The organism is Nonomuraea sp. NPDC050394, from assembly GCF_044459065.1.
Taxonomy (GTDB): domain Bacteria; phylum Actinomycetota; class Actinomycetes; order Streptosporangiales; family Streptosporangiaceae; genus Nonomuraea.
Genome location: NZ_JBITIO010000003.1, coordinates 607181 through 631862 on the forward strand (window position 1 = coordinate 607181; position 24682 = coordinate 631862).

Annotated in this window: 20 protein-coding genes; 12 read left to right on the plus strand and 8 right to left on the minus strand. The window is 73.0% G+C overall.

Going from position 1 to position 24682, the window contains the following annotated elements; all coding sequences use genetic code 11:
* Positions 1-42 precede the first annotated feature (42 nt).
* From ACIBKY_RS15850 to ACIBKY_RS15870, 5 genes are all read right to left on the minus strand, one after another.
* Entirely contained in the window at positions 43-1158 is a 1116-nt protein-coding gene (locus ACIBKY_RS15850; RefSeq protein WP_397097373.1) for a VWA domain-containing protein, read from the minus strand.
* Entirely contained in the window at positions 1151-3322 is a 2172-nt protein-coding gene (locus tag ACIBKY_RS15855; protein ID WP_397097374.1) for a DUF5682 family protein, read from the minus strand. The genes ACIBKY_RS15850 and ACIBKY_RS15855 overlap by 8 nt, the downstream gene beginning before the upstream one ends.
* A complete protein-coding gene (locus ACIBKY_RS15860; protein WP_397097375.1) occupies positions 3319-4383 on the minus strand; it encodes an AAA family ATPase in 1065 nt (354 codons plus the stop codon). The genes ACIBKY_RS15855 and ACIBKY_RS15860 overlap by 4 nt, the downstream gene beginning before the upstream one ends.
* On the minus strand, positions 4380-5744 hold the full coding sequence (locus ACIBKY_RS15865; RefSeq protein ID WP_397097376.1) for a DUF5691 domain-containing protein: 1365 nt from the start codon (positions 5742-5744) through the stop codon (positions 4380-4382). The genes ACIBKY_RS15860 and ACIBKY_RS15865 overlap by 4 nt, the downstream gene beginning before the upstream one ends.
* Before the next feature lie 65 nt (positions 5745-5809).
* A complete protein-coding gene (locus tag ACIBKY_RS15870) occupies positions 5810-6880 on the minus strand; it encodes an SWIM zinc finger family protein (protein WP_397097377.1) in 1071 nt (356 codons plus the stop codon).
* 123 nt (positions 6881-7003) lie between these two features.
* On the opposite strand from ACIBKY_RS15870, the gene ACIBKY_RS15875 reads away from it, so the two are divergent.
* The 7 genes from ACIBKY_RS15875 (at position 7004) to ACIBKY_RS15905 (ending at position 15263) form a co-directional block, all read left to right on the plus strand.
* Positions 7004-8299 carry an ABC transporter substrate-binding protein gene (locus ACIBKY_RS15875; protein ID WP_397097378.1) on the plus strand — a complete coding sequence of 432 codons (1296 nt, stop codon included), beginning with the start codon at positions 7004-7006 and terminating at the stop codon, positions 8297-8299.
* Complete coding sequence (locus ACIBKY_RS15880) at positions 8296-9177, plus strand: carbohydrate ABC transporter permease (protein WP_397097379.1); 882 nt, start codon at positions 8296-8298, stop codon at positions 9175-9177. Before ACIBKY_RS15875 ends, ACIBKY_RS15880 begins: the two co-directional genes overlap by 4 nt.
* Positions 9174-9980: a carbohydrate ABC transporter permease gene (locus tag ACIBKY_RS15885; protein WP_397097380.1), complete on the plus strand. Its 807-nt coding sequence runs from the start codon at positions 9174-9176 to the stop codon at positions 9978-9980. Before ACIBKY_RS15880 ends, ACIBKY_RS15885 begins: the two co-directional genes overlap by 4 nt.
* Before the next feature lie 22 nt (positions 9981-10002).
* A complete protein-coding gene (locus ACIBKY_RS15890; RefSeq protein WP_397097381.1) occupies positions 10003-13041 on the plus strand; it encodes an NACHT domain-containing protein in 3039 nt (1012 codons plus the stop codon).
* A gap of 10 nt (positions 13042-13051) precedes the next feature.
* Positions 13052-13603, plus strand: coding sequence for a cupin domain-containing protein (locus tag ACIBKY_RS15895; RefSeq protein WP_397097382.1), 552 nt, complete (start codon positions 13052-13054; stop codon positions 13601-13603).
* A gap of 86 nt (positions 13604-13689) precedes the next feature.
* A complete protein-coding gene (locus ACIBKY_RS15900; RefSeq protein WP_397097680.1) occupies positions 13690-14178 on the plus strand; it encodes an RNA polymerase sigma factor in 489 nt (162 codons plus the stop codon).
* 326 nt (positions 14179-14504) lie between these two features.
* On the plus strand, positions 14505-15263 hold the full coding sequence (locus ACIBKY_RS15905; protein WP_397097383.1) for an SAM-dependent methyltransferase: 759 nt from the start codon (positions 14505-14507) through the stop codon (positions 15261-15263).
* Positions 15264-15271: 8 nt separating this feature from the next.
* On the opposite strand, the gene ACIBKY_RS15910 is transcribed toward ACIBKY_RS15905, so the two are convergent.
* Positions 15272-15940 carry a sulfotransferase family protein gene (locus tag ACIBKY_RS15910; protein ID WP_397097384.1) on the minus strand — a complete coding sequence of 223 codons (669 nt, stop codon included), beginning with the start codon at positions 15938-15940 and terminating at the stop codon, positions 15272-15274.
* Complete coding sequence (locus ACIBKY_RS15915) at positions 15937-16989, minus strand: alpha-hydroxy acid oxidase (protein ID WP_397097385.1); 1053 nt, start codon at positions 16987-16989, stop codon at positions 15937-15939. Before ACIBKY_RS15915 ends, ACIBKY_RS15910 begins: the two co-directional genes overlap by 4 nt.
* Positions 16990-17046: 57 nt before the next feature.
* On the opposite strand from ACIBKY_RS15915, the gene ACIBKY_RS15920 reads away from it, so the two are divergent.
* Together ACIBKY_RS15920 and ACIBKY_RS15925 are read left to right on the plus strand one after the other, a co-directional pair.
* Positions 17047-18324, plus strand: coding sequence for a hypothetical protein (locus tag ACIBKY_RS15920; RefSeq protein ID WP_397097386.1), 1278 nt, complete (start codon positions 17047-17049; stop codon positions 18322-18324).
* Positions 18290-19222 (plus strand): hypothetical protein, encoded by a 933-nt coding sequence (locus ACIBKY_RS15925; protein WP_397097387.1) that lies wholly within the window; start codon positions 18290-18292, stop codon positions 19220-19222. The genes ACIBKY_RS15920 and ACIBKY_RS15925 overlap by 35 nt, the downstream gene beginning before the upstream one ends.
* Here ACIBKY_RS15925 and ACIBKY_RS15930 read toward each other — a convergent pair.
* Positions 19191-20684 carry a class I adenylate-forming enzyme family protein gene (locus ACIBKY_RS15930; protein WP_397097388.1) on the minus strand — a complete coding sequence of 498 codons (1494 nt, stop codon included), beginning with the start codon at positions 20682-20684 and terminating at the stop codon, positions 19191-19193. The genes ACIBKY_RS15925 and ACIBKY_RS15930 overlap by 32 nt on opposite strands.
* A gap of 206 nt (positions 20685-20890) precedes the next feature.
* Between ACIBKY_RS15930 and ACIBKY_RS15935 the strand changes: the two genes are divergently transcribed.
* From ACIBKY_RS15935 to ACIBKY_RS15945, 3 genes are read left to right on the plus strand one after another with little or no spacing between them, the layout of a single operon-like run.
* On the plus strand, positions 20891-22429 hold the full coding sequence (locus ACIBKY_RS15935; RefSeq protein ID WP_397097389.1) for an aldehyde dehydrogenase family protein: 1539 nt from the start codon (positions 20891-20893) through the stop codon (positions 22427-22429).
* Between the two features lie 48 nt (positions 22430-22477).
* Complete coding sequence (locus ACIBKY_RS15940) at positions 22478-23671, plus strand: hypothetical protein (RefSeq protein WP_397097390.1); 1194 nt, start codon at positions 22478-22480, stop codon at positions 23669-23671.
* Positions 23668-24681, plus strand: a complete 1014-nt coding sequence (locus tag ACIBKY_RS15945) for a hypothetical protein (protein WP_397097391.1) — start codon at positions 23668-23670, stop codon at positions 24679-24681. The genes ACIBKY_RS15940 and ACIBKY_RS15945 overlap by 4 nt, the downstream gene beginning before the upstream one ends.
* Position 24682: the final 1 nt, after the last annotated feature.

Sequence of the window (24682 nt, forward strand, 5' to 3'; positions counted from 1 at the left end):
CACATCGGGCGCAGGACCTAGGCAATCCGGCCTAGGGCATGATCATGGCGGCGGGGCGGCCGGCTGACGGCCCTCGACCGCCGCCGCCATCAGCTCGGGGAAGGCGTCGGGCGTGCACGCGAACGCGGGCACGCCCAGCGCGGCCAGGGCGGCGGCGTTGTCGCGGTCGAACAGCGGCGTGCCCTCGTCCGACAGCGCCAGCAGCACGATCACCCGCACCCCCGCCCCGGTCATCGCCGCGACCCTGCGCAGCATCTCGTCCCTGATCCCGCCCTCGAACAGGTCGCTGAGCAGCACCAGGACCGACTCGGCCGGGCGTTCGATGAGCCCCTCGCAGTAGGCGAGCGCCCGGTTGATGTCGGTGCCGCCGCCCAGCTGGGTGCCGAACAGCAGCTCGACCGGGTCGTGCAGCAGGTCGCTGAGGTCGGCCACCGCGGTGTCGAAGACCACCATGCGGGTGCGCAGCGCCGGGATCGAGGCCAGCACCGCGCCGAACACCCCCGCGTACACCACCGACTCCGCCATCGAGCCGCTCTGGTCCACGCACAGCACGACGTCGCGCCTGAGCGAGCGCCGCTTGCGGGCGTGCCCGACCAGCCGCTCGGGCACCACGGTGCCGTGGTCGGGCAGGTAGTGGCCGAGGTTGGCGAGGATCGTCCGGTTCCAGTCGACATCGGAGGTACGGCGCGGCCGCCGCGTGCGCGCCACCCGGTCCAGCGCCCCGGCCACGGCCGTCCGCGTCCTGGCCGTCAGCCGCCTCTCCAGATCGCCGACCACCGCCCTGACCAGTGCCCGCGCCGACTCGCGCGCCTCGTCCGGCATCACCTTGGCCAGCGACAGCAGCGTGGCGGCCAGGTGCACGTCCGGCTCGACCGCCTCCAGCATCTCGGGCTCGGCCAGCAGCCGGGTCAGGTCGAGCCGGTCGATCGCGTCCTGCTGCATGACCCGCACGACTCCGGGCGGGAAGTACGTGCGCACGTCACCCAGCCAGCGGGCCACCCTGGGCGCCGAGGCCCCCAGCCCGCCCCGCTCCCCGCTCTCGTACAGCGACCCGAGCGCGGCGTCCATCCGGGCGTCGTCGCCGTGCAGGCCGAGGCCGGTGCCGTCCGCCTCGCCGCCGCCGAGCACCAGCCGCCACCTGCGCAGCCGTTCATCCACGGGCCCTCCCGAGTATCGTCAGCACGGTCCGCCCGGCCGCCGCCGCCCGCCGTTCGTCGACCTCCCGCACGGGCCGCCCGCCGCCCGCGCCCGACCGCACCCGCTCCCCGATCGCCCTGCGCTCCGGTACGGCGAAGCCGCCGAACGTCCGCCGCAACAACGGCAGCACCTCCGTGAACTGTTCACCGGACAGTCCGCTCATCCAGGCGTCGACCAGGCCCAGCAGCCGCGCGTCGTGCACCAGCAGCAGCCCGCCCCCGGCCAGGAACCCCTCGATCCACGCCGCCGCCCTGGCGGGCCCGCCGCCGCGCGAGGTCGCCCGCGCCAGCCGCCGTTCGGCGTCGGCCAGGGCGCCCGCGTCCAGCAGGATCCGCGTCAGCCGCCCCTCGACCAGGCCGTGCGCGCCGGGGGCGTCGCAGATGCCCAGGAGCGTGGCCAGCCAGCGTTCGCGGGCCGCCGGGTCGCCGAGCAGGTCGACCGCGGCGTGCACGCCGTCCACCTGCGCCAGCATCGCGCCCGCGGCCTGCCAGGACAGCCCCGGCAGCGCGGCGGGAAGACCGGCCCGGACGCGGTCCAGCATCGAGCGGGCGACCGCCGCCAGTCCCTCGGCCGGTGTCCCCCGTACGTCGCCGTAGCGGTGGGCGCGGACGATCGCCGGGAGCGCGGTCATCAGGTGCGTGATGTCGGCGTCCAGCGCGGCCCGCTCCGACAGGGCGGCGAGCACGCCGGGCAGCGCGCCGGGCAGCTCGGCCAGCAGGCATTTCTCGACCGTCGCCGCGAGCTCGCCCAGGTTCTGGCCGGTGGGCGCCAGGTCCAGCACGCGGCGGGTGGCCGCGGCCTCCACCGTGGTGCCCAGCGCCGCGGACTCGATCAGCGCCAGGTCGAACTCCGGCCGCCACTCCAGCCGCCAGGTCTCCCTGAACGTCCCTTTGCCCCGCGCCTCCCCCGGCACGCCCCAGGGCACGCCGAGCAGCCGCAGCCGGTGCAGCAGGTGGCTCCTGCCCAGGTCGAGCGTCTTGCGCAGATCCAGCTCCAGCTCGCGGACGGGCGGAGCGGCCCCCTCGTCCAGGCCGGCGGGGTGGAGGCGGAGGTGGCGCTGCTGCTCGCGCAGGTCGCGCCGCAGGGGTACGAGCGGTGCGTCGTCGCCCACGTGACCCAGGCGGTCGCCGACGACCATGCGGCGCTGGATCAGCGCGACCCGCAATTCGTCGCCCTCGCACAGCACCGCCCTGGCCGCCTCGGTGACCTCGCTCAGCCCCGGCAGAGGACGGCCGCGGAGGGCGGCCAGGCTTACGGCCAGCCGTACGGCCTCGATGACGTGCGCGGGCGACACGGCCAGTCCCTCCTCGCGCAGGACCGCCGCGGCCGCGCCCAGCCACCGCTCGACCGGCCGGTCGGCCACCGTGAACAGGTGGTGGTACCAGCCGGGCGAGCCGACCCCCGCGCCGTAGCCGGAGCGGATCGCGAGCCGCTCGTACGTCCACGGCACCCACGCCAGCGCCGCCTTCACCTTGGGCAGGCCGCGCAGCAGCGCGTCGTCGGCCTTCACGGGAGGCGGCGGCCCGGCCAGGGCGGGCACGTGCCAGGCGCCGCAGACCACCGCTATCCGCTCATGTCCCGCCTTGACGGTCGCGCGCAGGACACGCCGCATGTACGCCTCGCGCCTGGCCTCGAAGACGTCCGGCGCGTAGCCCTCCCGGAGCGCCGCCATGGCCTCGCCGATCACCTCGAACGGCGGCGCCGCGCCGGGCCGGTGCTCGACCACGTCCTCCCACCAGCGTTCCGGGTCGTCGTGCCCGGCGGCCGCGGCCAGCTCGCCGATCGGGTCGCGTACGCCCCGTTCGCCGCCGCCCTCCGGAGCCAGCAGGTGGGCGGCGGGCAGGTCGCAGAAGCGGATCGGGACGCCGTGGCGCGTGCCGTACAGGATGGCCTGCCATTCCGGCGAGAACACCGCGAACGGCCAGAAGGCCGACCGCGCCGGGTCGCCCGGAACGTGCGCGAGCAGCGCGACGGGCGGCTCGCACCCGGCGGCGAAGCGGACGAGCGCGTCGGCCTCGGGCGGGCCCTCGATGAGGATCGCGTCGGGCCGCAGCCGCGCCAGGCCCTCCCGTACGGCCTGCGCCGAACCGGGGCCGTGATGCCGGACGCCGAACACCTCGATCATGAGACCTCGCGGCAGGCCCGGTAGAAGTCATGCCAGTCCGGGCGTTCGCGCACCACGGTCTCCAGATACTCCCGCCACACCACCCGGTCGGCGGCCGGTTCGCGCACGACGGCGCCCACGAGCCCGGCCGCCACGTCGGCGGCCCGCAGCACGCCGTCGCCGAAGTGGGCGGCCAGCGCGATGCCGCTGGTCAGCACCGAGATGGCCTCGGCCGTGGACAGGGTGCCGCTGGGTGACTTGAGCTTGGTGCGGCCGTCCTCGGTGACGCCGTCGCGCAGTTCGCGGAAGACGGTGACCACCCGGCGGATCTCCTCCAGGCCGGTCGTGGTCTCGGGCAGTCGCAGGGAGCAGCCGAGCTGGGCGACCCGGCGGGTGACGATCTCCATCTCCTCCTCGGCCGTGGCGGGGACCGGCAGCACGACGGTGTTGAACCGCCGGCGCAGCGCGCTGGACAGCTCGTTCACGCCGCGATCGCGGTCGTTGGCGGTGGCGATGAGGTTGAAGCCGCGCTGGGCCTGGACCTCCACGTTGAGCTCGGGGACCGGCAACGTCTTCTCCGACAGCGCGGTGATCAGCGCGTCCTGGACGTCGGAGGGCATCCGGGTGAGCTCCTCCACCCTGGCGATGCGGCCCTCGGCCATCGCGCGCATGACCGGGCTCGGCGTGAGCGCCTCGCGCGAGGGACCTTCGGCCAGCAGACGGGCGTAGTTCCAGCCGTAGCGGACCGCCTCCTCCGGGGTGCCGGCGGTCCCCTGGACCAGCAGCGTGGAGTCGCCGCTGATCGCCGCGGCGAGGTGCTCCGACAGCCACGTCTTGGCCGTGCCGGGGACGCCGAGCAGCAGCAGCGCCCGGTCGGTGGCCAGCGTGGCGACGGCGACCTCGACGATCCGGCGGGCGCCCACGTACTTGGGGGAGATCCGGCCACCGTCACCGAGCACGTACGCGGTCACGGCCCAGGGCGACAACGCCCAGCCGGGCGGCCTGGGCCGGTCGTCCTCCTTGGCCAGCAGCGCCAGCTCCTCGGCGTACTCGTCCTCCGCATGGGCCCGCAGGACCGTCATGCGCCCTCCCTTCCCCGTTCTTTTGGCCCAAGCTCTTTTCGCCCAAGCTCTTTTAGCCCAAGCTCTTTCACCATCTCCGCCCGGAACCGCAGCACCTCGGCCACCTCGGCCGCGCCGCTCTGGTCGGCCAGCGGGTGCAGCTCCGGATCGACGCGTTCACCGGCGAGCCTGGCCAGCTCGCCGAGGTTCCAGGGCTGGGTGGCGGCGATCATGGCGATCTTGTTGAGTACGGCTGCCGCCAGCGCCGCCCCCCACGGCCGTTCGACGCCGCCGAGGACCATGATGAGCTGGCTGTCCATGTCCTGATTTTTCACGAACTCGGCGGCCAGTTCCTGCTGTTCGTCCGGCGGGAGCACGCCCAGCAGATCCGCGATCGGATCGTGCGCGAACATCGCCCGCGCCCACCCCGCCTCCCGCTGCAGCACCGCCGCCCGCACCCATCCCGCCTTGACCTCGGCGTCCCAGTCGGAGATCCGCAGCCCGAGCATCACCCGGGGCTCGGCCCACATCCGCAGCGGCGCCCGCGCCACCACCTGCTGCAGCCACCAGGCCCGCTCGCCGATCCCCCGCGGCGGCTTGGCCCGCACGCCGTCACGCTCCATCGCCGCGTCGCACTCGCGCGGCGGCCGTACCTCGACGCGGCCGCCGGACACCGCCAGGCAGGCCGCCGCCCGCCGCGCCATCCGCCCGGCCAGCCGGGAGTCCGGCAGTCCGGCCAGCAGGTTGGCCGCCGTCTGGCGTACCTCGCGGCGGCGGTCGTCCAGCGCGCGTTCAAGGAACGGCTCGTCGGCCATGCTCAGGCCGACGCCCAGCGCCTCGGTGAACTCCGCCCGATCTTCCGGCGTCTCCCGTTCCCACGTGCCTTCGAGCAGTTCCCGTGCCGCCGCCGGGTCGGCCGCCCTGACGGCCCGCAGGTGGGCGCGGCGGTCGGCGGGCGAGCCGTACTCCCAGCTCTCGCCGGTGGGCTCGTCGAGCAGGAACTCCCAGGCCGGGTTCCGCGCGGCCAGCCATCGCCCGCGGCGTCCGGCCAGCACGCCGAGCCATGCCCTGATCGAGCGGTCGCGCCTGCCGCGTTCGAGCAGGTCGGGCAGGACGTGCGGTGGCACCCTGCGTCCGCTCGCCGCCGCCATCGCCAGCCACTCGCCCAGCACGCGGCCGTGCTCACCGCCCAGAATCCGCCCGAGCCGCTCCGCCGCCCGCCACGGCACCGCCGCGCGCTCCTCCGCCTCCGCCGGCTCACCGTCCCGCGGGCTGAGTGCCACCTGCCCTGCCAGCCGCCGCACCACCTCGACCGCCGCGTCCCCCAGCAACTCTCCCCGGTACGGCCGGCGCGCCGTCCCCACCAGAGCGGTGGAGACCATCTCCTCCCACGCCGGGCGGCCCGCCGGTTCTCCCGTAGCCGGGCCGCGCGCGGGTTCCGGGCCGTTCACAGGGGCACCGGCCCGGCGTCGTCGTCCCACACCGTCAGCGGGCGCAGCCCGCGCGGCGTCCACTCGGCTGCCACCGTCACCGGCCCGCCACCGGAGACCGCGATCAGCCGCCACGGGTCGTGACAGGCGGGGTGCAGCGGCAGTCCCCCGAGGTCGGCCCGCCCCGGAACCACCCCGTCCAGCAGCAACGGCCAGGCGTCCGTCCAGGGATCGGCTGCCACCGCCCCGGCCACCTCCTCCAGAGCGGCCTCCACCGGCACCGCCCGGAAAACCTCCCCGGACTCCCGGCCGGGCGCGGGAAAGACGCCGCGAAGACCGGGCCCCACCACCGCGCCAGGCACGGGCGCGGCCACCCGCGCGGGAGCGTGCGGCCGGGAAGCGGGGCGCGCGGGCTCCGGCGCCTCCTGCCCGTCCGGCGCCTCCTGCCCGTCCGGCGCCTCCTGCCCCTCCGGCGTCTCCTGGCCGTCCGAGGGGTCGGCGATCAGGGCCCGTAAGGGGGCGGCGGCGGGGTAGAAGGCGAGGGCGGTCTCCAGGACGGCGCCCGGGGCCGGTGCCTCGTCCATGGGGTGGGCGGCGGGGGTGAAGGTCAGGATGAGGGCCGGGCGGCCCGTGGCCCGCCCGCGCAGCCATACGCGCCGGGCGGTCACGTGGTCGAGTGGCTCGTCCCGCACCCCGAGCACCAGCCACCGGTCATGGACGTGCGGCTCGGCCAGCACCTCCGCCCGCGAGGTCGTGAATCCGACCCGGGTCAGCACGGTCCGCGCCAAGGCCGGGGGCAGCTCGGCACGCCGCCGGTACGCCACGGCCAGCAGGTTGAGCAGGGCGTATTCTGACAGCAGCGCACCGGGCCAGCCCGCCGCGGCCCGCACCCGCTCCAGCCGCGCCACCAGCCCGGCCGCTCCGGGAGCCTGGGCGTCGACCAGCCGCTTGACCAGATCATCCCAGTCGCGATCCCCCGCCTGGCCCAGGCCGAGCCGTACCTGGTCACCGAGCCACCGCTCCAGCTCGGCCAGCCCGGCGGCCACTCTCGCGTGCCGCGCGGTCTGAGCTGGGGTTTCGGAGATCACTCGATGCAGGGTAGCGGGCGAGACCGACATTTCCTGGTAAAGGGACTGGCGTGACCGGGACCACACGTCTACTGTATTCAAAACTCAGAATACATCACGTGACATACCACCGGGAGCAACCCCGTGAAGAGAGCCATCGCCGGGCTATCACTCGTTCTCACCGCTTCCTGCGCCACCGGCGGCGTCCCGGCCAAGGAAGCGCCGAAGATCACTCAATCCGCGAACGCCAAGGTGTCCGGAAATATCGAGATCTGGTCGTGGGATGTCGCCGCCAAGGCGCTCCAGCGGCTGGCCCCGGAGTTCGAGAAGGCCAACCCGGGCGTCAAGGTCAAGGTGACCGACATCGGCTACGACAACGCCTACGACAAGATCACCGTGGGCCTCAAGTCGGGCGCCGGCCTGCCCGACATCATCACGCTCGAAGACACCGCCGTACCCGGCTACGCCGAGAACTTCCCCGGCGGCCTGGTCGACCTCACCTCGGTGGCCGGCAAGTACAAGGCCGACTTCGACCCGGCCAAGTGGCAGGCCGCCTCCACCGCCAAGGGCCTGTACGCCCTGCCCTGGGACTCCGCCCCCGTCGGCCTGTACTACCGCCGCGACTACTTCGAGAAGGCCAAGGTCGACCCCAGCTCGCTGGCCACCTGGGACGACGCGGTCAAGGCCGGCGAGAAGATCAAGCAGGCCACCGGCAAGCGCCTGTTCGTCTCCGACCTGACCACCGCCGCCGGGTTCACCACGCTCCTGCAGCAGCTCGGCCAGGGCTACTTCGTCGACGGCAAGGTCGCGGTCAACTCCCCCGACGCGGTCCGCGCGCTCACCCTGCTCAAGACGCTCAAGGACAAGGACCTCCTGCAGAACGAGAAGGGCTGGGACGGCCGCGTCACCGCCACCAAGCAGGGCAAGGCCGCCACCCAGCCGACCGCCGCCTGGTGGAGCGGCACGCTGACGGCCGACATGCCGGAGCTGTCGGGCAAGTTCGGGGTCGTCCCGCTGCCCGCCTTCGACGCCGGCGGCAGCCGTACCTCCGCCAATGGCGGGTCGGCGCTGTCGATCACCGCGCAGACCAAGAACCAGCAGACCGCCTGGGCCTTCCTCGACTGGATGCTCGCGAGCAAGGAGCGGCAGGTCTCGATGATGCGGACCGAGGCGCTCTTCCCCGCCTACCTGCCCGCGCTGAGCGACCCGCTGTTCGACGAGCCGCAGCCGTACTTCGGCGGCGAGAAGGTCAACCGCCTGTTCGCCGACCAGGTGAAGGAGATCCCGCCGGTGCAGCTGACCGGTGACGACAAGCAGGCGGAGGAGCTGCTGAAGAAGGCCGTCTCGGCCTGCCTGCTCAACGGCGAGGACCCCAAGGCGGTGCTCGACGGCGCGGCAGAGCAGCTCGCCGCCGCCACCCGGCGCGAGATCGCCTCGTGAGCTCCGTCGCGGTCGATGTTCCCAGGACCCGGCGCCGGTACGGCCGGCGTCGCCGTACCGTCGGATGGGTCTTCGCGGGACCGGCGGCGGCGCTGCTCGCGCTCTTCTTCGCCTACCCGCTGGCCGCGTCGCTGCTGCAGAGCCTGGAAGGCGGGTTCGGGAACTACGCGCGGCTGGTGCGCGACCCGTCGTTCCTGCGGTCGCTGGGCAACGCCGGGCTGATCCTCGTGGTCCAGGTGCCGGTCATGATCGGGCTGGCGACCGTGCTGGCCTACGTGCTCAACCAGTCGTGGCTGAAGTTCCGCGCGACGCTCCGGGTGGCGTACTTCCTGCCGGCGGTGACGACGCTGGTGGCGTACGCGGTGGTGTTCCGCGTGCTGCTGCGCACCGAGGGCGGGGCGGTCAACCAGTTCCTCGGGCTGCAGGTGGACTGGCTGAACGACCCGTTCTGGGCCCGGGTGGCGCTGATCGCGTCGCTGACCTGGCGCTGGGTGGGCTACAACGCGGTCATCCTGCTGGCCGGGCTGCAGGGGATCGGGCGCGAGCAGTACGAGGCGGCGGCCATCGACGGCGCCGGGCCGCTGACCGCGTTCCGGCGGGTGATCCTGCCGCAGCTTCGGCCCGTCGTGGTGTTCTGCTCGATCACCTCGACGATCGGGACGCTGCAGTTGTTCGACGAGCCGCTGGTGCTGACCGGCGGCGGGCCGGGCGACGCCACGCTGACGCCGATCCTCTACCTGTACCAGGTCGGCTTCAAGCAGTTCGACTTCGGTTACGCGGCGGCGATCGCGTGGGCGGTCGTGGCGCTGATCGGGGCGCTGTCCTGGCTGCAGTTCCGCTACTTCGGCTCGCGTACGTCCGGGAAGGAGCGCGCATGAGGCGGCTCGTGTGGGTGCTGGCGGTTCTGGGCGCCCTGGTGAGCGTGGTGCCGTTCTACTGGATGATCGTGGCGGCCACCCACGACGGCAGCGAGCTGTTCGCCTCCCCGCCGCCGTTCCTGCCCGGCGGCGACCTGCTGGCCAACATCGTCAAGCTTGAGGAGTCCGTGCACTTCGCCCGGGTCATGGCCACGAGCGTCTGGACCGCGATCGTCTACACCGCGCTCAGCTCGCTGGTGTCGGCGATGTGCGGGTACGGCCTGGCGAAATACCGCTTCCGCGGCCGGGGCCTGCTCCTGGGAGTGGTCCTGGCCACGATGATGGTGCCGTTCCAGGTGCTGCTGGTGCCGTTGTTCCAGATGATGGCCAGCATCGGCTGGGTCGACACCTACCAGGCGATCATCATCCCGTTCCTGGCCAACTCCTTCGGGATCTTCCTCATGCGCCAGGCGTTCCTCGACTTCCCGGACGAGCTTCTGGAGAGCGGGCGCCTGGACGGGGCCGGTGACATGCGGATCTTCTACCGGATCGTGCTGCCGGTGGTCCGGCCACAGCTCGGCGCGCTGGTCATCTTCACCTTCATGACGCAGTGGAACTCCTTCATCTGGCCACTGCTCATGCTCAACTCCGAGGAGCGCTACACCGTGCCGGTGGCGCTGAACCACCTGATCGGGCTGTCCCACGTGGACTACGCGGGGCTCATGCTCGGCGCGTTCCTCGCCACGCTGCCGCTGATGCTGGTCTTCCTGGTGTTCCAGCGGCAGTTCGTGGCCGGTCTGCTGGGGGGCGCCGTGAAGGGGTGAGATTTCCGGCATGATCGCATTTATGCCAGGTGTGGAGACGGCGGTCGTGGCGGCGGGCAAGGCCATCGCGGAACGCGCGATGCGCGAATGGCTCGCCGCCCGTGGCGCGAACCGGGACCGCGACGCGCAGCTCAAGGACATGATCCAGAGCGGCTTCCGCGACCGCCTGGCCCCCAGGAAGTTCGGCAACCAGCTCGAAGGCATGGCCATGGCCGTCGAGGCCCGGCTGCGCGACCTGGTCGAGCAGGAGTACCGCGGACTGGGCGAGGACGCCCGCTCCGCCGTACTCCTGGAGGTCGTCGAGTCGCTGCGCACGGCGGACCTGTCCGACGAGGCGCTGTTCAACGCCGACGCCGACCCCGCGCGGCTGGCCAGGCGCGTGCTCGACACCGTCGCGCCGCCCCGCCTCGGCACCACCGAGGACGCGCTCTACGGCGTGCTGCTGGCCGAGTGCGTGGCCTGCCTGGTCGGCATGATGCAGCAGCTCCCCCCGTACCTGCCGCGCGCCGCCACCGAGAACCTCGCCCGCCTCAGCGGCCTGGCCGAGGGCATGGAACGCGTCCTGGCCCGCCTGCCCGTCCGCACGCTCGAAGCCCCCGAGGGCTCCCAGGACGACCTCGCCTTCGAGCGGCACTACCTGGCCTTCCTCAGCCGCACCCTCGACGAGATCGAGCTGTTCGGCGTGCCCATGGAGACCTACCGCCCGCGCACCTCCCTCAGCGTCGCCTACATCTCGCTCACCGTCAGCGCCGACCACGAGCGCCGCCCGCTGGAACGCCTCGCGCCGTCGTCGCTGACCGGCCGCGACGAGAGCGAGCCCGGCAGCCGCCGCATCGAGTCCGCGCTCGGCCGCCTCACCCTGCTGCGCGGCGAGGCCGGGTCCGGCAAGAGCACGCTGCTGCGCTGGCTCGCCGTGACCGCGGCCCGCCGCGGCTTCACCGGCGACCTGGCCGCCTGGAACGGCCGCGTCCCGCTCATGGTCAAGCTGCGCAGCCACGCCGACGGCCGCCTGCCCGCACCCGCCGACCTGCTCGACGACGTCGCCCAGGAGGTCGCGGGACTGATGCCGCGCGGCTGGGCCGAGCGCGTGCTCGCGTCCGGCCGCGGCCTGCTGCTGGTCGACGGCGTGGACGAGCTTCTGGTACGGCACCGCAACGCCGTCCGCCAGTGGCTGTCCAGGCTCCTCGCGGCCAACCCGGAGCTGCGCGTCGTGGTGACCTCCCGGCCCGCGGCGGCGGACGTGCGCTGGCTGGCCGACGAAGGCTTCACCGCCGCCCTGCTGGAGCCCATGACCCCGCACGACCTCCGCGAACTCGTCCGCCAGTGGCACGTGGCCATGCGCGAGTGCCCCGGCCTGCCCTGCCACGCCGACGACCTGCCCTCCTACGAACGCGCCCTGCTCGCCCGCCTGGAGAGCAACCCCCACCTGCGCCTGCTGGCCTCCACCCCGTTGCTGGCCGCAATGCTGTGCGCGCTCAACCTCGACCGCCGCACCCAGCTGCCCCGCAGCAGGATGGCCCTGTACGACGCCGTCCTCACCCTCCTTCTGGACCGGCGCGACGCCGAACGCGGCATCCAGGACGACATCGTCCTCGACCCCGAGCAGAAGATCTGGATCCTGCGTGACCTGGCCTGGCGCGTGGTCTCCATGGGCCGTTCCGAACTGGCCAAGGCCACCGCCCTGCGCCGCATCGAGCAACGGCTGACCGGGATGACGCGCATGCCGTACCAGGCGGCGGACGTGCTGGAGTATCTGCTGCGGCGCAGCGGCGTGCTGCGCGAGCCGGTGCCCGGCAGGATCGACTTCGCCCACAAGACCGTCCAGGAGTACCTGGCGGCGGGCCAGCTCGTCGAGGACGACGACGTCGAGGCGGCCGTCGAACGCGCCCACCTGGACCAGTGGCGCGAGGTCGTCGTCATGACCGCGGGGCACGCCACCGGCCGCCTGCGCCGCGACCTGCTGCGCGGCCTCCTCGACCGGGCCGACGACGGCGGACGGCACACGCGGCGGCTGCGGCTGCTGGTGGCGTCCTGCCTGGAGACGATCAGGGAGATCCCGCTGGAGCTGCGCGAGCGGGTGGAAACCTGCCTGGCCGAGGTGATCCCGCCGCGCAGCGAGGACGAGGCCAGGATCCTGGCGGCGGCGGGCGAGGAGATCCTGCGCCGCGTGCCTGACGACCTGTCGGCGTTCACCCCGCTGCAGGCGGCGCTGACGGTGCGGATGACCGGCCTGATCAACGGCGAGGCCGCCGTCAGGAAGCTGACCGCCTTCGCCACCGACCCCCGGCGGCCGGTGCAGGCGGCGGTCGTGGACATGTGGCGCTTCTTCGACACCGACCGCTACACGCTGGACGTGCTCGCGGCGATCCCCGACCCACCGCGGATCGTCGTCAGCGACCAGCGTGAACTGCTGAACCTGCGGCACCTGAAACGGATGACCGCCCTGTGGGTCGACCGGAGGGTCGAATCGCTGGCCTTCCTGAAGGACATGCCGCAGGTCGAGTTCCTCGAACTGTCGGAGCTGGCGGGCGACCTCGGGCCCGTCCGCTTCCTGACGGGCCTGAAACGCCTGTGGCTGCGGACCGACAGGCCGCTGGACCTGACCCCCCTCCAGGGCATCGAGAGCCTGTTCGGCCTCTGGGTGTGGGGCGCGGTCCACGACCCCGATCTCGCCTTCCTCGACCGGCTCCCACGGCTCCAGCAGCTGGGCCTGAGCCTGCCCGGGGGCGAGTTCTCGACGGAGGCGCTGTCGCGGCAGACGGCGCTCAGGGTCGTCTCCTTCAGAGGAGGCGGGCAGCGTCTGCCCCCTGCGGCCTTCGCCCAGGCGCGCGAACTGTTCTCGATCACCCTGCGCGACGTCCACGGCGTCCCCGAGTGCCTGGAGGCCGTGGTGTCGGCGGGCCCGCCACTCGAATATCTGCGCCTCCACCACACCGACGTCACCGACGTGTCGATCATCGCCCGGCTGCCCACGCTCAAGCTGGTCAGCGTCCTGCCGGCCGACGGCGTGGACCTCACCCCGCTGACCGCCGTCCCCGGCCTCGTCGTGAACCCGGACTAGCATCGGTCCCGTGGATCTCACCCTGTACCCAGACGGACCGGCCACCCAGGTCGCCGGCGAGGCCGAGGCCCTGGCCCTGGCCGGCACGATGGACGGCCAGCTCGTCCTGGACGGCGACCGGTTCCTGCGCCGCGACGTCCATGGCAAGGCGGTCGCCTTCGTGCCCCGCCCGCCGGTCGCCGCCGCGCTCGACCTTCTCCCCCACCCCGAGGGCGGCTGGTACCGCCAGACCTGGAAGACCACCGTCCGCTTCACCCCCGGCGGCTACGACGGCGAGCGGGCCAGTGCCACGGGCATCTACTTCCTGCTGATGCCCGGCGAGGAGTCGGTCCCGCACGTGGTGCGCTCGGACGAGGTGTGGCTGTGGCACCGGGGCGGCCCGCTCGACCTGACCATCGGCGATCAGCACGTCGTCCTGGGCCCGGACGTCGAGAACGGGCAGGTCCCGCAGGCGATCGTGCCCGGCGGCGTGTGGCAGTCGGCCCGCCCGGCGGCCGATCAGGAGGTTCTGGTCAGCTGCGTCGTGTCGCCAGGCTTCGAATTCGCAGATTTCCGGGCATAAAAACAGCCATTCAACTTTGAACCATCCCTCAGCGGGAATCGTCGTGGGATGTGTGGACTCTCTCCGATGAGACGCTCATGGCGGGAATGGCATCGGGTGACACCGATGCGGCGGCCGCGTTCGTACGGCGCTTTCAACCCAGAGTGTACGGCTTGGCGCTGAGCGTGGTCGCCGACCCGTGCCTGGCGGAAGAGGTGGCCCAGGACGCCTTCGTCCGGGCGTGGCGGCACGCCGCCGCGTACGACCCCGGCCGCGGCCGGGTCGCGACCTGGCTCCTCACCATCACCCGCAACCTGGCGGTCGACGCTGTCCGGCTGCGCCGCGACCTGCCCGTGGACCCGTGGCGATTACCCATCCCGCCGCCCCGCCCCGACCCCGGCGCCCGAGTCGAACGCATCCACGAAGAACTCCTCGCCCTGCCCGCCTCCCAGCGCCGCCCGCTCGTCCTGTCGATCCTGTACGGCCTGACCGCCCAGGAGATCGCCGACCGCGAGGGCATCCCGCTGGGCACCGCCAAGACCCGCATCCGCCGCGGCCTGGCCCGCATCCGCACCGCCCTGACCACCACCCCCTGACCCCTCCGCGGTCGAGGGCCCTGGGGTGCCTGGACGCCTGAGCGGGCGGCTATGGACGGCCGGGGCCTGAGTGCCGGGGGCCCGAGGCTGTGGTCTGGGGGGCCGGGGCCGTTGGCCGCGGTGACGGACGGGCGGCAGGGCAGGGGCCTGAGGGCCGGAGCCGGTGGGTGAGGGTCGTGGGTTGGAGCCCGTGGGGTGAGGGCCGGAGAGCCGGGGTCGGGTGGGTGGTGAGGTGGAGGCCCGTGGGTGGAGGCCCGTGGGTGGGAGTCGGGTGGGTGGGATATTGGATTGCCGGTGAGGGGGATGGCGTGGTGGGATGCCGCCCTGTGACCGCACTGAGTGAGCTCCACCGCCCCGACGTCTACCCCCGCTCCTCCCGCTACGACCCCGCCTGGGTGGTCGGCCTGGACATGGGCCCGCATCCCCTGTGGCTCCTGGAGGACCTGTCCCGCGACCTCGACCTGAAGCCGGGCATGCGCGTGCTGGACCTGGGCTCCGGCATGGGGGCGACGTCGGTGTTCCTGGCCCGGGAGTTCGGCGTCGAGGTGGTCGCGGCCGACCTCTGGGTGGCGGCGGACACGGCGGCGGCCGTGTTCGCGGAGGCGGGGGTGTCCGACCGGGTGCGGGCGGTCAACGCCGAGGCCCACGCGCTGCCGTTCGAGAAGGAGTCCTTCGACGCGATCGTCAGCATCGACGCCTACGAGTACTTCGGCACCGCCGACGGCTACCTCGCCTACATCACGAGCTTCCTCAAGCCGGGCGGTCAGCTCGGGATCGCCACGCCCGGCATGACCGCCGAGATCCGCGACCTCGGCGCGATTCCGCCGCACATCAAGGCCCTGGTGGGCTGGGAGGCGCTCGCCTGGCACACCGCCGAGTGGTGGCGCTTCCAGTGGGAGATCACCGAGCTGGTCACGGTGACGTCCGCGCGCCTGCAGCCCGGCGGCTGGAACGACTGGCTCCTGTGGGCCCGCGCCTGCATGGAGCACCGCCCCGGCGACGCCGCCGGGCGGACGATCGCGATGCTGGAGGCGGACCGGGGCGAGTTCCTGTCGTTCGCGGTGGTGAGCGCCCGCCGTACCTGACGCTCGGTCTAGGAAGCGGGACGGGACTCCGCCATCCGGGCCTCGACCCGCGCCCAGAACCGTTCAGGATCATTGAGGTGCGGGTACGGCTCGCCCGGCGCCGGCACGCCGAGGAAGTCGCACAGCGGCGCCCATCCCGATCCCGGCCCGATCACCAGGAGCCGCTCGGACGGCACCGCCCGGCGTACCGCCGCGTTGTGCTCCTCGTAGACCGCGATGGCGTGGGCGCGGTCGGTGAAGCGGCCGGAGAAGAAGCCGTCCCAGATCATGGCCCGGTGGAACGCGGTGAACACGTCCAGGCCGGGCACGGTCCGCCTGGCCTCGGCCACCCGGGCGTCGGGCTCGGCGTCGCCGAACATGCGGTAGATGGTCCTGGACACGCTGGCGTACCACGCCTCGGGGTCGCGTTCGGTCAGGATCACCTTGGCGCCGGGGAAGGTGGTGAGGATCTCGGGCCAGAAGGCGGCGCCCGGCCAGTCCACGCTGGAGGCGTACCCGGCGAACACCGCTTGCCAGGACACCGGCTGCCCGGCCGCGGCCGCGCGCCACATGGGCAGCCGGTCGGGGTGGTCCAGGACGTGGCGGCCGTGGAAGCAGGGGCCGAGGCCGAGGCGTTCGAGCGCCGCTTTCAGCGACAGCGTGCCGGTCCTGCCGACGCCCACACCGATGACCTTCATCCCACCACCTGGTCCTTGGTCAGCGCGCCCGGCGAGTCGGCCCCGCACAGCGTCAGCGCGTTCTCCAGTTCCCCGCGCAGCAGGGACAGCACCTGGGCCACTCCGCCGGCCCCGCCGCTGGCCAGTCCCCACAGCACCGGGCGGCCGAGGGCGACGGCCGAGGCGCCGAGCGCGAGTGCCTTCACCACGTCGGTGCCGCGCCGTACGCCGCCGTCCAGCAGGAGGGGAACCCGGCCGCCGACCGCGTGGGCGATCACGGGCAGCCGGTCGATCGTGGCGGGGGTGGTGTCGAGCTGCCGTCCGCCGTGGTTGGAGACGATCAGGCCGTCCACGCCGCAGGCCACGGCCTGGGCGGCGTCGGCGGGGTGCAGAACGCCTTTCAGCAGGACGGGGAGCCGCGTCACGCCGCGCAGCCATTCCACGTGCTTCCACGAAATTTCGGGAGAGAGGGTGACCTGCCGGACGTTTCCGTCGCCCCGCATGTTGGCGCAGAAGATGCCCGGCGGCAGGTCGTGGAAGTCGTTACGGTCGCCGCGTTCGTTCCTGCCCAGCGCGGGTGAGTCCACGGTCACGACCAGGGCGCGGCAGCCGGCCGCCTCGGCCCGCCGTACCAGCGACTCGGTGAAACCCAGGTCGGGCTGGATGTACAACTGGAACCACAGCGTGCCCCCGGCCGCCGCGATCTCCTCTATGGTGATCGTGGACAGCATCGCGGCGATCATGATGACGCCGGCTTCGCGGGCCGCGCGGGCCGTGGCGGCCTCGCCCTCGTCGGGCCAGGCCAGCCGGTGGAAGGCGGTCGGCGCGAGCAGGACCGGCATCGAGGTCTCGCACCCCAGCACGCTGCCCGCCAGCCGGGGCGGGCCGTGGCCGCGCAGGATCCTCGGCACCAGGGCCAGCCGCCGGAAGGCCGCCTCGTTGGCCGCGAGCGTCACCTCGTCCTGCGCCCCGCTGGCGAAGTAGTCGTAGAACACCGGGTCGAGCTTCTCCCGGGCCACGTCCTCGAAGTCGCGCAGGTTGAAGACCTCCATGTGAGTTGTACGGATCACGGCAGCCCAAAAGATTCCGGTGAATCTCGGGACATATCGGCATTCGTAGAACCGGGTGTGATTGTTGTGGTCGCCACCCTCGGGGCACTCGCCGTCCTGCTGAGCCTGCCGTACTGGCTGCCCGGCGCCGTCACCAAGCTGCGCACGTGGCTGTTCGCCCGCATCAACGGCGCGGACGGCATCCCGGTACCCGGCGACCTGGTGGATCTCTCCCGCTTCATGGAGCTCTACGCGCACCCCGCCGCCGACGGCCGCAGCCGCGGCGCGGCGCTGTCGGACCTGTTCTGGTACTGGCTCTCGCCGGGGGCCGAGGTCCACCAGGAACACCTGGAACCCGGCCCCCGCTACAACGACGTCGCCCGCTGCACCCGCCGTATCCTGACGATGCCGAGCCGTACCGCCGACGAGCTCGCCACCGCCAGCCTGCGCGCCGCCCTCCCCCAGCAGAACGGCCTGGTACGGCTGCGCGACCTGATGATGCCGGTCTGGGCGGAGTTCTACCACCGGGTCGTGTTCGGCATCCCCTGCCCGCCAGGCGTCAGAGACCTCATCGTGGGCCACTCCGACGACGTGGTCACCTCGCTGAAGTGCTGCGGCCTGCGCCACATGGACCGGCGCCTGCGCCTGACCCGCCACCTGCGCGACACCCTCGGCCAGGTGCCGCACCCGCTGCCCGAGACCCTCGACGAGCGTGAGCGCGCCTACTACCTCCAGGGCACCTTCTTCAACACCGCGGTCGTCCAGAGCGCCGAGGCCACAGCACACGTGCTCATGGAGATCGCCGCCCACGGCGCCGACGGGCCACTGGAGGCGGTCATCGAACGGACCCTGCACGACTTCCCGCTGTTCGGCGTCGCGCACCGGATCACCTCGGCGGAGATCTGCCTGGAGGGCGCGGAGCCGATCCCGGCCGGCTCCGTGCTCTGTTTCAGCTATCCGGAGTTCCACCGCTCGGGCGGCCACATCCCGTTCGGGGTGGCGGCCAACCGGCCCTGCCCCGCCTGGCACCTGGCGCCGATCACCATCGGGGCCGTCGTCAGGGAGGTCCTGCGCGAACACGATCTGGCCACCACCGCCCGGCACACCCGCCCGCTGCCCAACCGCGGTCCCTGTCTGATGACCCCGCGCGGCCACCGGGTACGGCTGCGGCGGCTCGTCCTCGCCTGTCTCCGGCTGCGCGATCGATGGGAGGAGGTGTGGCGCAGCCCGCTCCAGCTCGTCCTCGGCACGTACATGGTCTGGCACGCCAGGCGCCTGCGCCTGTGCGAGCGCCACTTCGAACAGGAGAGGAACACCTCCCATGACCCTGCGCGCCACCGCGACCACGCCGGCTGAGCGGCCCACGGCCCGCCGGTGGCTGGTCGTCCCGGTCAGCGTGCTGGCCGGCTTCCTGCTGACCGTCGTGTGGTCGGCCGAGTTCGTCGACCAGACCATCGGCGCGAGCGTCGCCGACACCCTCCTCGGCCACGACGCCTCGGAAACCCCGATCGCCGGCATCCTGTCCGGCGTCGTCTTCGCCTTCGTGACCGGGCTGGCCGGCACGTTCACCGCCTGCAACATCGCCGCGATGGGCGCGGTCGCGCCCCTGGTGGGCGCCGGCAGCTCGGCGGGGGCCCGGATGGCGCGCACGCTCAAACCGCTCGGCTGGCTGGCCGTGGGCGTGCTGGCGGTGTCCGGCGTCTACGGCTTCGTGGTGGGCCTGGCCGGCACCGCCATGCCGCAGTTCGCCAACTCGCCGCCGGCCGGCGGGCTGCTCGCGCGCAACATCCAGTCGATGGTCACCTTCGGGGTGATCGGGCTGATCCTGGTCTTCCTGGGGCTGGCCGCGCTCGGCCTGGTCAGGGATCCGCTGGCCCGGCTGGAGCGGCGCTTCCCGAACGCGCGCATGCTGGTCATGGGCGCGCTCATCGGCGCCTTCCTCATCGGCCGGCCGTTCGGGCTGTTCCGCCAGCTCTTCCGCGACGCCGCCGTCAGCCACAACCCGCTCTACGGCGCGCTGGCGTTCATGCTGCAGTCGCTCGGCAACATCGTCGTCATGGCGGTGCTCGTGCTACTGCTCGCCCTCGCGCTCGGCGGCCGGGCACAGCGCTGGCTGGGCGCCAGGCCGGGACGGATGGCCATCATCACCGGCACGGCGTTCATCGTCGCGGGCTCCTTCACCACCCTGTACTGGGTGGGCAGGCTGCTCGGCCGCTTCGAGATCATCTGGTGGCCGACGGCCCCGTGGGTCTGAGCGCACGTTTGTCCGGCTTGCCCGCCGCGTTCAGCGGGACCTCCCGGATGACGGTGATGCTCCTCGGTGTGCTGGCCGCGCTCAACGCCTCGGGCACGAGCGCGGCCAGCGCGCCGAGATCGGGCGCCCGCCCCGCGGCGGGCACCACGAAGGCGTGCACCGCCTCACCGGTCTCCCGGTCCGGCGCGCCGACCACGAACGCCTGCTCCACGTCGGGATGCGCGGCCAGCACCCGCTCGATCGCGCCCGCGTAGCAGACCTCCGCGCCGACGATGATCACGTCGCGCGTCCTGCCGGTCAGGTGGAGCAGCCCGTCGCGGTCCAGGAAGCCGAGGTCGCGGGTGCGCAGCCAGCCGTCGTGCAGCACCTCGCTCGTCAGCTCGGGCGCGCGCCAGTATCCGGCCATCATGTGCGGGCTGCGCACCCACACCTCGCCGTCCGCGCCGTGCGGCACCGGCCGCCCCCCGCCGTCACGCAGGCTCACCTGTACGGCGGGCAAAGGCCGCCCCACCGCCCCGGTACGGCCCGCCGCCACGTCATCCGGTGTCAGCATGGCGATCACGCCCGCCTCGGCCTGGCCGTACCCCTGCCAGATCACCGGCCCGAGCCGGTCGGCGGCCCGCTCCAGCAGCGACGGCGCGGCCGGCGCGCCCCCGAGCACCAGCGCCCGCAGGCCGCGCAGATCGGCGTCCTGGTCCAGGAGACCGCCCAGGACCGGCGGCGCCATCATCGTGGCGGTGGCCCGGTGGGCGGAGATCGCCTCGGCCAGGGGCAGCTCGGGGATGATCGCGACGCCGCCGGCGACCAGCGTCCTGCCCAGGTACGTCATCATGACCGGGCTGGCGAGGCTGGCGTGGATCAGGCAGCGCTCGAAGTTCGCCATCAGCGCCTTCAGCGGCGGCGGCCAGGCGGCGGGCCGGTAGGCGAGGCTGTAGGCGCGGTAGGTCTGGACGGGCGCCTTGGGACTGCCGGTGCTGCCGCTGGTGAACGTGAGCCGGGCCAGGTCGTCGGGCCGCGCGCCCGCCTCGGCCGCGCCTGTGGCTGAAGAACGGGCGGATCCGGCGGCCACCTCGTCCACCTCGGCGCCGGTCAGCACGGCGTCGAAGCCCGCCGCCCGCGCTTCTGCCGTCCGCACCGGGCCCCAGCCGGGACGGGCCATGCCCACGAGGCAGCCGAGCGCGTGCGCGGCCAGTTGCGCGGCGTAGACCTCGGGGGTCGAGGCGGCGACGACCAGGACGCTGGAGCCGGGGCGCAGCCCGCTCGCCCGCAGGCCGTCGGCGCACCGCGCGACCAGCCCGAGCAGTTCCCCGCGGGTGACCACCCGCTCGCCGTGCTCGATGGCCGTGCGCGCCGGCGCGCGCTCCAGCGCCTCCAGAACCGGGCCGGGGAAGAGCATCGTCACTCCAGGTGTGAGGGCGCGCGCCCCGGTGGACCGCCACAGCACCCGGGGACGCGCGCGCACGGCCGTCTCCCCGCACACACCCCTTCGAGGAACGGCACCCCAGCCGTTTTCCGGGAAGACGGTCGTCCGGTTATACGCATCCGGACAGGTCCAGAGATTCGCCTTCGCAGTAATACGAACCAGGACATCGCCGGACGTTCGCCAGGGCTTGGGAAAATGTGCGGCAGGATGATTGTCTTTGCGGAGGAACTACGAGGAGGTCATCGGTGACCCGTCAGATTGTCTCCATTGTCGGGGGTAAGGACGTCCCCGCCACCAGCACCTACAGCTCGGGCAACCCGGCGCGCACCGGCGAGGTCGTGGCCACGGTGGGCCTCGCGGACGCCGCCGCCTTCGCGGCCGCCTGCCGTACCGCCAAGGAGGCGCAGCGCGAGTGGGCCAAGGTGCCGGCGCCGGTGCGCGGGCGGGTGATCGCCTCGATCGGGCGGCTGGTGGAGGCCAACGCGGAGGCGCTGGCGCGGCTGGTGACCGAGGAGATCGGCAAGCCGTACAAGGAGTCGCTGGGCGAGGTGCGGGAGATCGTCGACACCTGCGACTTCTTCCTGGGCGAGGGGCGCAGGCTGTACGGGCAGACCGTGCCGTCGGAGATGCCGGACAAGAACCTGTTCACCTTCCGCAACCCGGTCGGCGTGGCCGCGGTGATCACCGCCGGGAACTTCCCCGTCGCGGTGCCCTCGTGGTATCTGGTGCCGGCGCTGCTGTGCGGCAACGCGGTGGTGTGGAAGCCCGCCGAGTACGCCGCCGCCTCCGCGCACGCGATGTACCGGCTGTTCGCCGCCTCCGGCCTGCCCGAAGGCGTGCTCAACATCGTCTTCGCCGACGGCAAGGAGACCTTCGAGGGCCTGGACCTCGCCCTGACCGAGGGCACCGTGCAGAAGGTCGGCTTCACCGGCTCGTCCGAAGTGGGGAGGAAGATCGGCGAGCTGACCGGGCGCCACCTGCAGTCGGCCTGCCTCGAACTCGGCGGCAAGAACCCGATGGTGGTCATGCCGGACGCCGACCTCGCCCTGGCCGTGGAGGGCGCGCTGTTCGGCGGCTTCGGTACGGCCGGCCAGCGCTGCACCAGCCTCGGCACCGTCATCGTGCACGAGAGCGTCCACGACGAGTTCGTCGAGCGCTTCGCCCGCGCCGTCTCCAACGCCAAGATCGGCGAGCCGATGGGCGACGTGCTGGCCGGGCCGCTGCTGGATGAGAAGTTCGCGGTCCGCTACGAGGAGTTCCTGACCTGGATCCAGCCGCACCACGAGGTCGTGACCGGCGACACCGGAAAGATCAGCAAGGAGAGCCCGCACCACGAGTTCACCGGCGAGGGCGGGCTCTACTACCACCCGGTGGTGGTCGACGGCGTGCGTCCCGGCGACCGGCTGTTCCTGGAGGAGACGTTCGGCCCGATCGTCGGCGTGACCACCTTCCAGACCATGGACGAGGCCATCGAGCTGGCCAACCTGCCCGGCTACGGCCTGTCGAGCTCCATCTACACCACCGACGCGAAGAACGCCTTCCGCTTCCGCGAGGGCGTCTCGGCCGGCATGGTCAGCGTCAACAACTCCACCAGCGGCGCCGAGGCGCACCTGCCGTTCGGCGGCAACGGCAAGTCGGGCAACGGCAGCCGCCAGTCCGGTATGTGGGTGCTTGACCAGTTCACCCGCTGGCAGGCCATGAACTGGGACCATTCCGGACGTCTGCAAAAGGCCCAGATGGACGTGGCAGATATCACTCCTGACCTGGACTTCCGCCTCCCCTAGGCAACATTCCCTCCGGAGCCTCACAATGTTGCTCCGGAGGGATGCACAGTGGGCTCACGACAGCACCTCGACGGCCTCGCGCGGTCGGCACGATCCCTGCAGGACACGGTCGGTGAGCTCCATGCCGCGCTGACCGCGGGCAACGAACGCCGGGCCGGCTACGCCCGCGACCGCCTCGCCGAACAGGCCCGCGCCGCCCTGGGCGAAAGCGGCGAGTACGGCTTCGAAGCACCCCGCCCCGGCTCGCACACCCCGGCCCCGGACCCGGACGACCTGCTCGCCGAGGCCGTACGCGACCTGGCCCTGTCCCAAGCCCTGATCTCCGCCGCAGCCGGTCTCGGCGAGACCAACACAGGAGAAGGCGGAGGCGGAGGCGCGGCCGATGGCAGCGGAGGCGCGACCCTGGACGGCGGAGGAGCCGGGACCCGCGACGGCGGAGGCGCAGGCGGTGTCGGTGGCGGCGGGGGTGGGGCGGGTGGTGAGTTAGGGCGGTTGCGGGTGGCCGGGGACTCTCTCGGGCGGCTGGCCACGGCGCTGAAACCCCCGGACCACTTCGGCTTCGAGGCCGCCACGAACGCCTCCCCCGACCTGCCCACCGCGATCGCCACCCTCCGCCAGGAGGCCGCCACCTGCCTGGACCGCATCCACGAACGCTCGGCCGGCGTGGCGGGCGCCGCCCTCGCCAAGATTCCCGTCGTGAGCACGGTCACCACCACCGCCCGGGAGATCCTCGACAAGCTCGGCATCGGCGCGCTCACCGGCACCCTCACCAAACTCGCCGCCCGCACCCTGCACAAGGCGCTCACCGCCCTGCACCGCCTCATCCCCGCCGCCGCCCTCGACCGGGTCAACGCGGCCGTCTCCCGGCTGGCCGACGGCCTGGACCAGGACAAGGCGGCGGGCCCCCTCCTGGTGTCCGCGCTGCTCGGGACCGACGGCGTCAGATCCGCGCTCGACGAGCGGCTCGCCCGCGACGCCCTGGACCGTGCCAGGCTCGACGGCGCCCGCGCCGACCTGGCCGAGCTCGGCGACCGCTTCGGCAGGCACATGGACGTTCTCGCGATCGCAATCACGGTCAGCACCGGCCTGGTCGCGTGGCTGGCCACGCCACTGGCCGCGGGCGCGGTGGCCGCGCTCCTGCTCGGCGTGGTGCTCGTGCTGGCCGCCGACTACGCCGACGCGTGGTCCCTGCCGGTGGCCGTACGCGGGGTGCGTACCGTGGTCGAGGACGCCACCGCATGATCGATGACCACGTCAGCGCCGAGATCGACGCCCTCGACCAGGCCGCCGGCCTGGCCCTCCGGTCAGAGCCCGGCACCGCGACCGCCCGCTCCATCAGGCACCACGCCGACGACCTGATCCTCGAACTGCGGGAGGTGCGCGACTGGGCCCACCTGCGCCACCTGCGGGAGAAGACCGAGCGGCTGCGGGTCGAGGCCCTCGACTACGCGCAGGCCGTCCTGCTGCGCCGGTACGCGCTCGGCGACGACGGGGGCGCCGCCGAGGCGCTGGTGAGCTTCCTGTGCGAGCGCGCGGGCGTCCCCGCCCACGTGGCGATCGCCGCGTGCGCGCGCTCGGAGTCGTACACCAGAACCTCCGACATGCTCCGGCTGCCGCCCTCCCCCGACGCCTGGCACCTCCCGGTCCTCGCGCACGAACTCGGCCACTACGTCATCCGCGAGGTGGGCCACGTACGGGACAAGGACGAGCGGCCCCTGCTGGAACGGGCCGACAGCCGGCACCGCGAAGAGCTGATCGCCGACTGCTACGCCACCTACGCCCTCGGCCCCGCCTACCCGCTGTCATGCGTGCGCCTGCGCATCGACCCGGAGGAGATGGACCTGACCGGCCCGTCCCACCCGTCGTGGCGGATACGCGTGCACACGATGACCGAGATGCTCATGGCGATGTCGGACAAGCACGGCAGGACGTACGCCCGCGCCGTCGAGACCATGATCGCACCGGCCTGGACGGCGCTCACCGGCGAGAACGGGAACGCCGAACCGGAGCACCGGTCCCCCCTTCCCGCCGCGGCCGTCTTCGACCTGCTGGAGCGTCACCTGCCCCGCGCCCGGTACGAACCCGGCGGCATGGTCGGCGCGGCCGAGCGCGCGCTGACCGGCGAGGAACCCCGGAGCCCCGGCATCACCCCGGCCCACGTGCTCAACGCCGTCTGGCGCCTGCGCCTCGACGGCAGGGCCACCGGGGAGACCGGCGCCCGCGCCCTGGCCATGCTCGCCCGGGGCGGCTGAC

What these genes read in the sequence shown, in the direction of transcription:
- ACIBKY_RS15910 (WP_397097384.1), bottom strand. Translation starts at nt 15,940, where the DNA reads ATGAAGGTCATCGGTGTGGGCGTCGGCAGGACCGGCACGCTGTCGCTG.
- ACIBKY_RS15860 (WP_397097375.1), bottom strand. Translation starts at nt 4,383, where the DNA reads ATGACGGTCCTGCGGGCCCATGCGGAGGACGAGTACGCCGAGGAGCTG.
- ACIBKY_RS15855 (WP_397097374.1), bottom strand. Translation starts at nt 3,322, where the DNA reads ATGATCGAGGTGTTCGGCGTCCGGCATCACGGCCCCGGTTCGGCGCAG.
- ACIBKY_RS15890 (WP_397097381.1), top strand. Translation starts at nt 10,003, where the DNA reads ATGCCAGGTGTGGAGACGGCGGTCGTGGCGGCGGGCAAGGCCATCGCG.
- ACIBKY_RS15865 (WP_397097376.1), bottom strand. Translation starts at nt 5,744, where the DNA reads ATGGTCTCCACCGCTCTGGTGGGGACGGCGCGCCGGCCGTACCGGGGA.
- ACIBKY_RS15925 (WP_397097387.1), top strand. Translation starts at nt 18,290, where the DNA reads ATGACCCTGCGCGCCACCGCGACCACGCCGGCTGAGCGGCCCACGGCC.
- ACIBKY_RS15885 (WP_397097380.1), top strand. Translation starts at nt 9,174, where the DNA reads ATGAGGCGGCTCGTGTGGGTGCTGGCGGTTCTGGGCGCCCTGGTGAGC.
- ACIBKY_RS15945 (WP_397097391.1), top strand. Translation starts at nt 23,668, where the DNA reads ATGATCGATGACCACGTCAGCGCCGAGATCGACGCCCTCGACCAGGCC.
- ACIBKY_RS15900 (WP_397097680.1), top strand. Translation starts at nt 13,690, where the DNA reads ATGGCATCGGGTGACACCGATGCGGCGGCCGCGTTCGTACGGCGCTTT.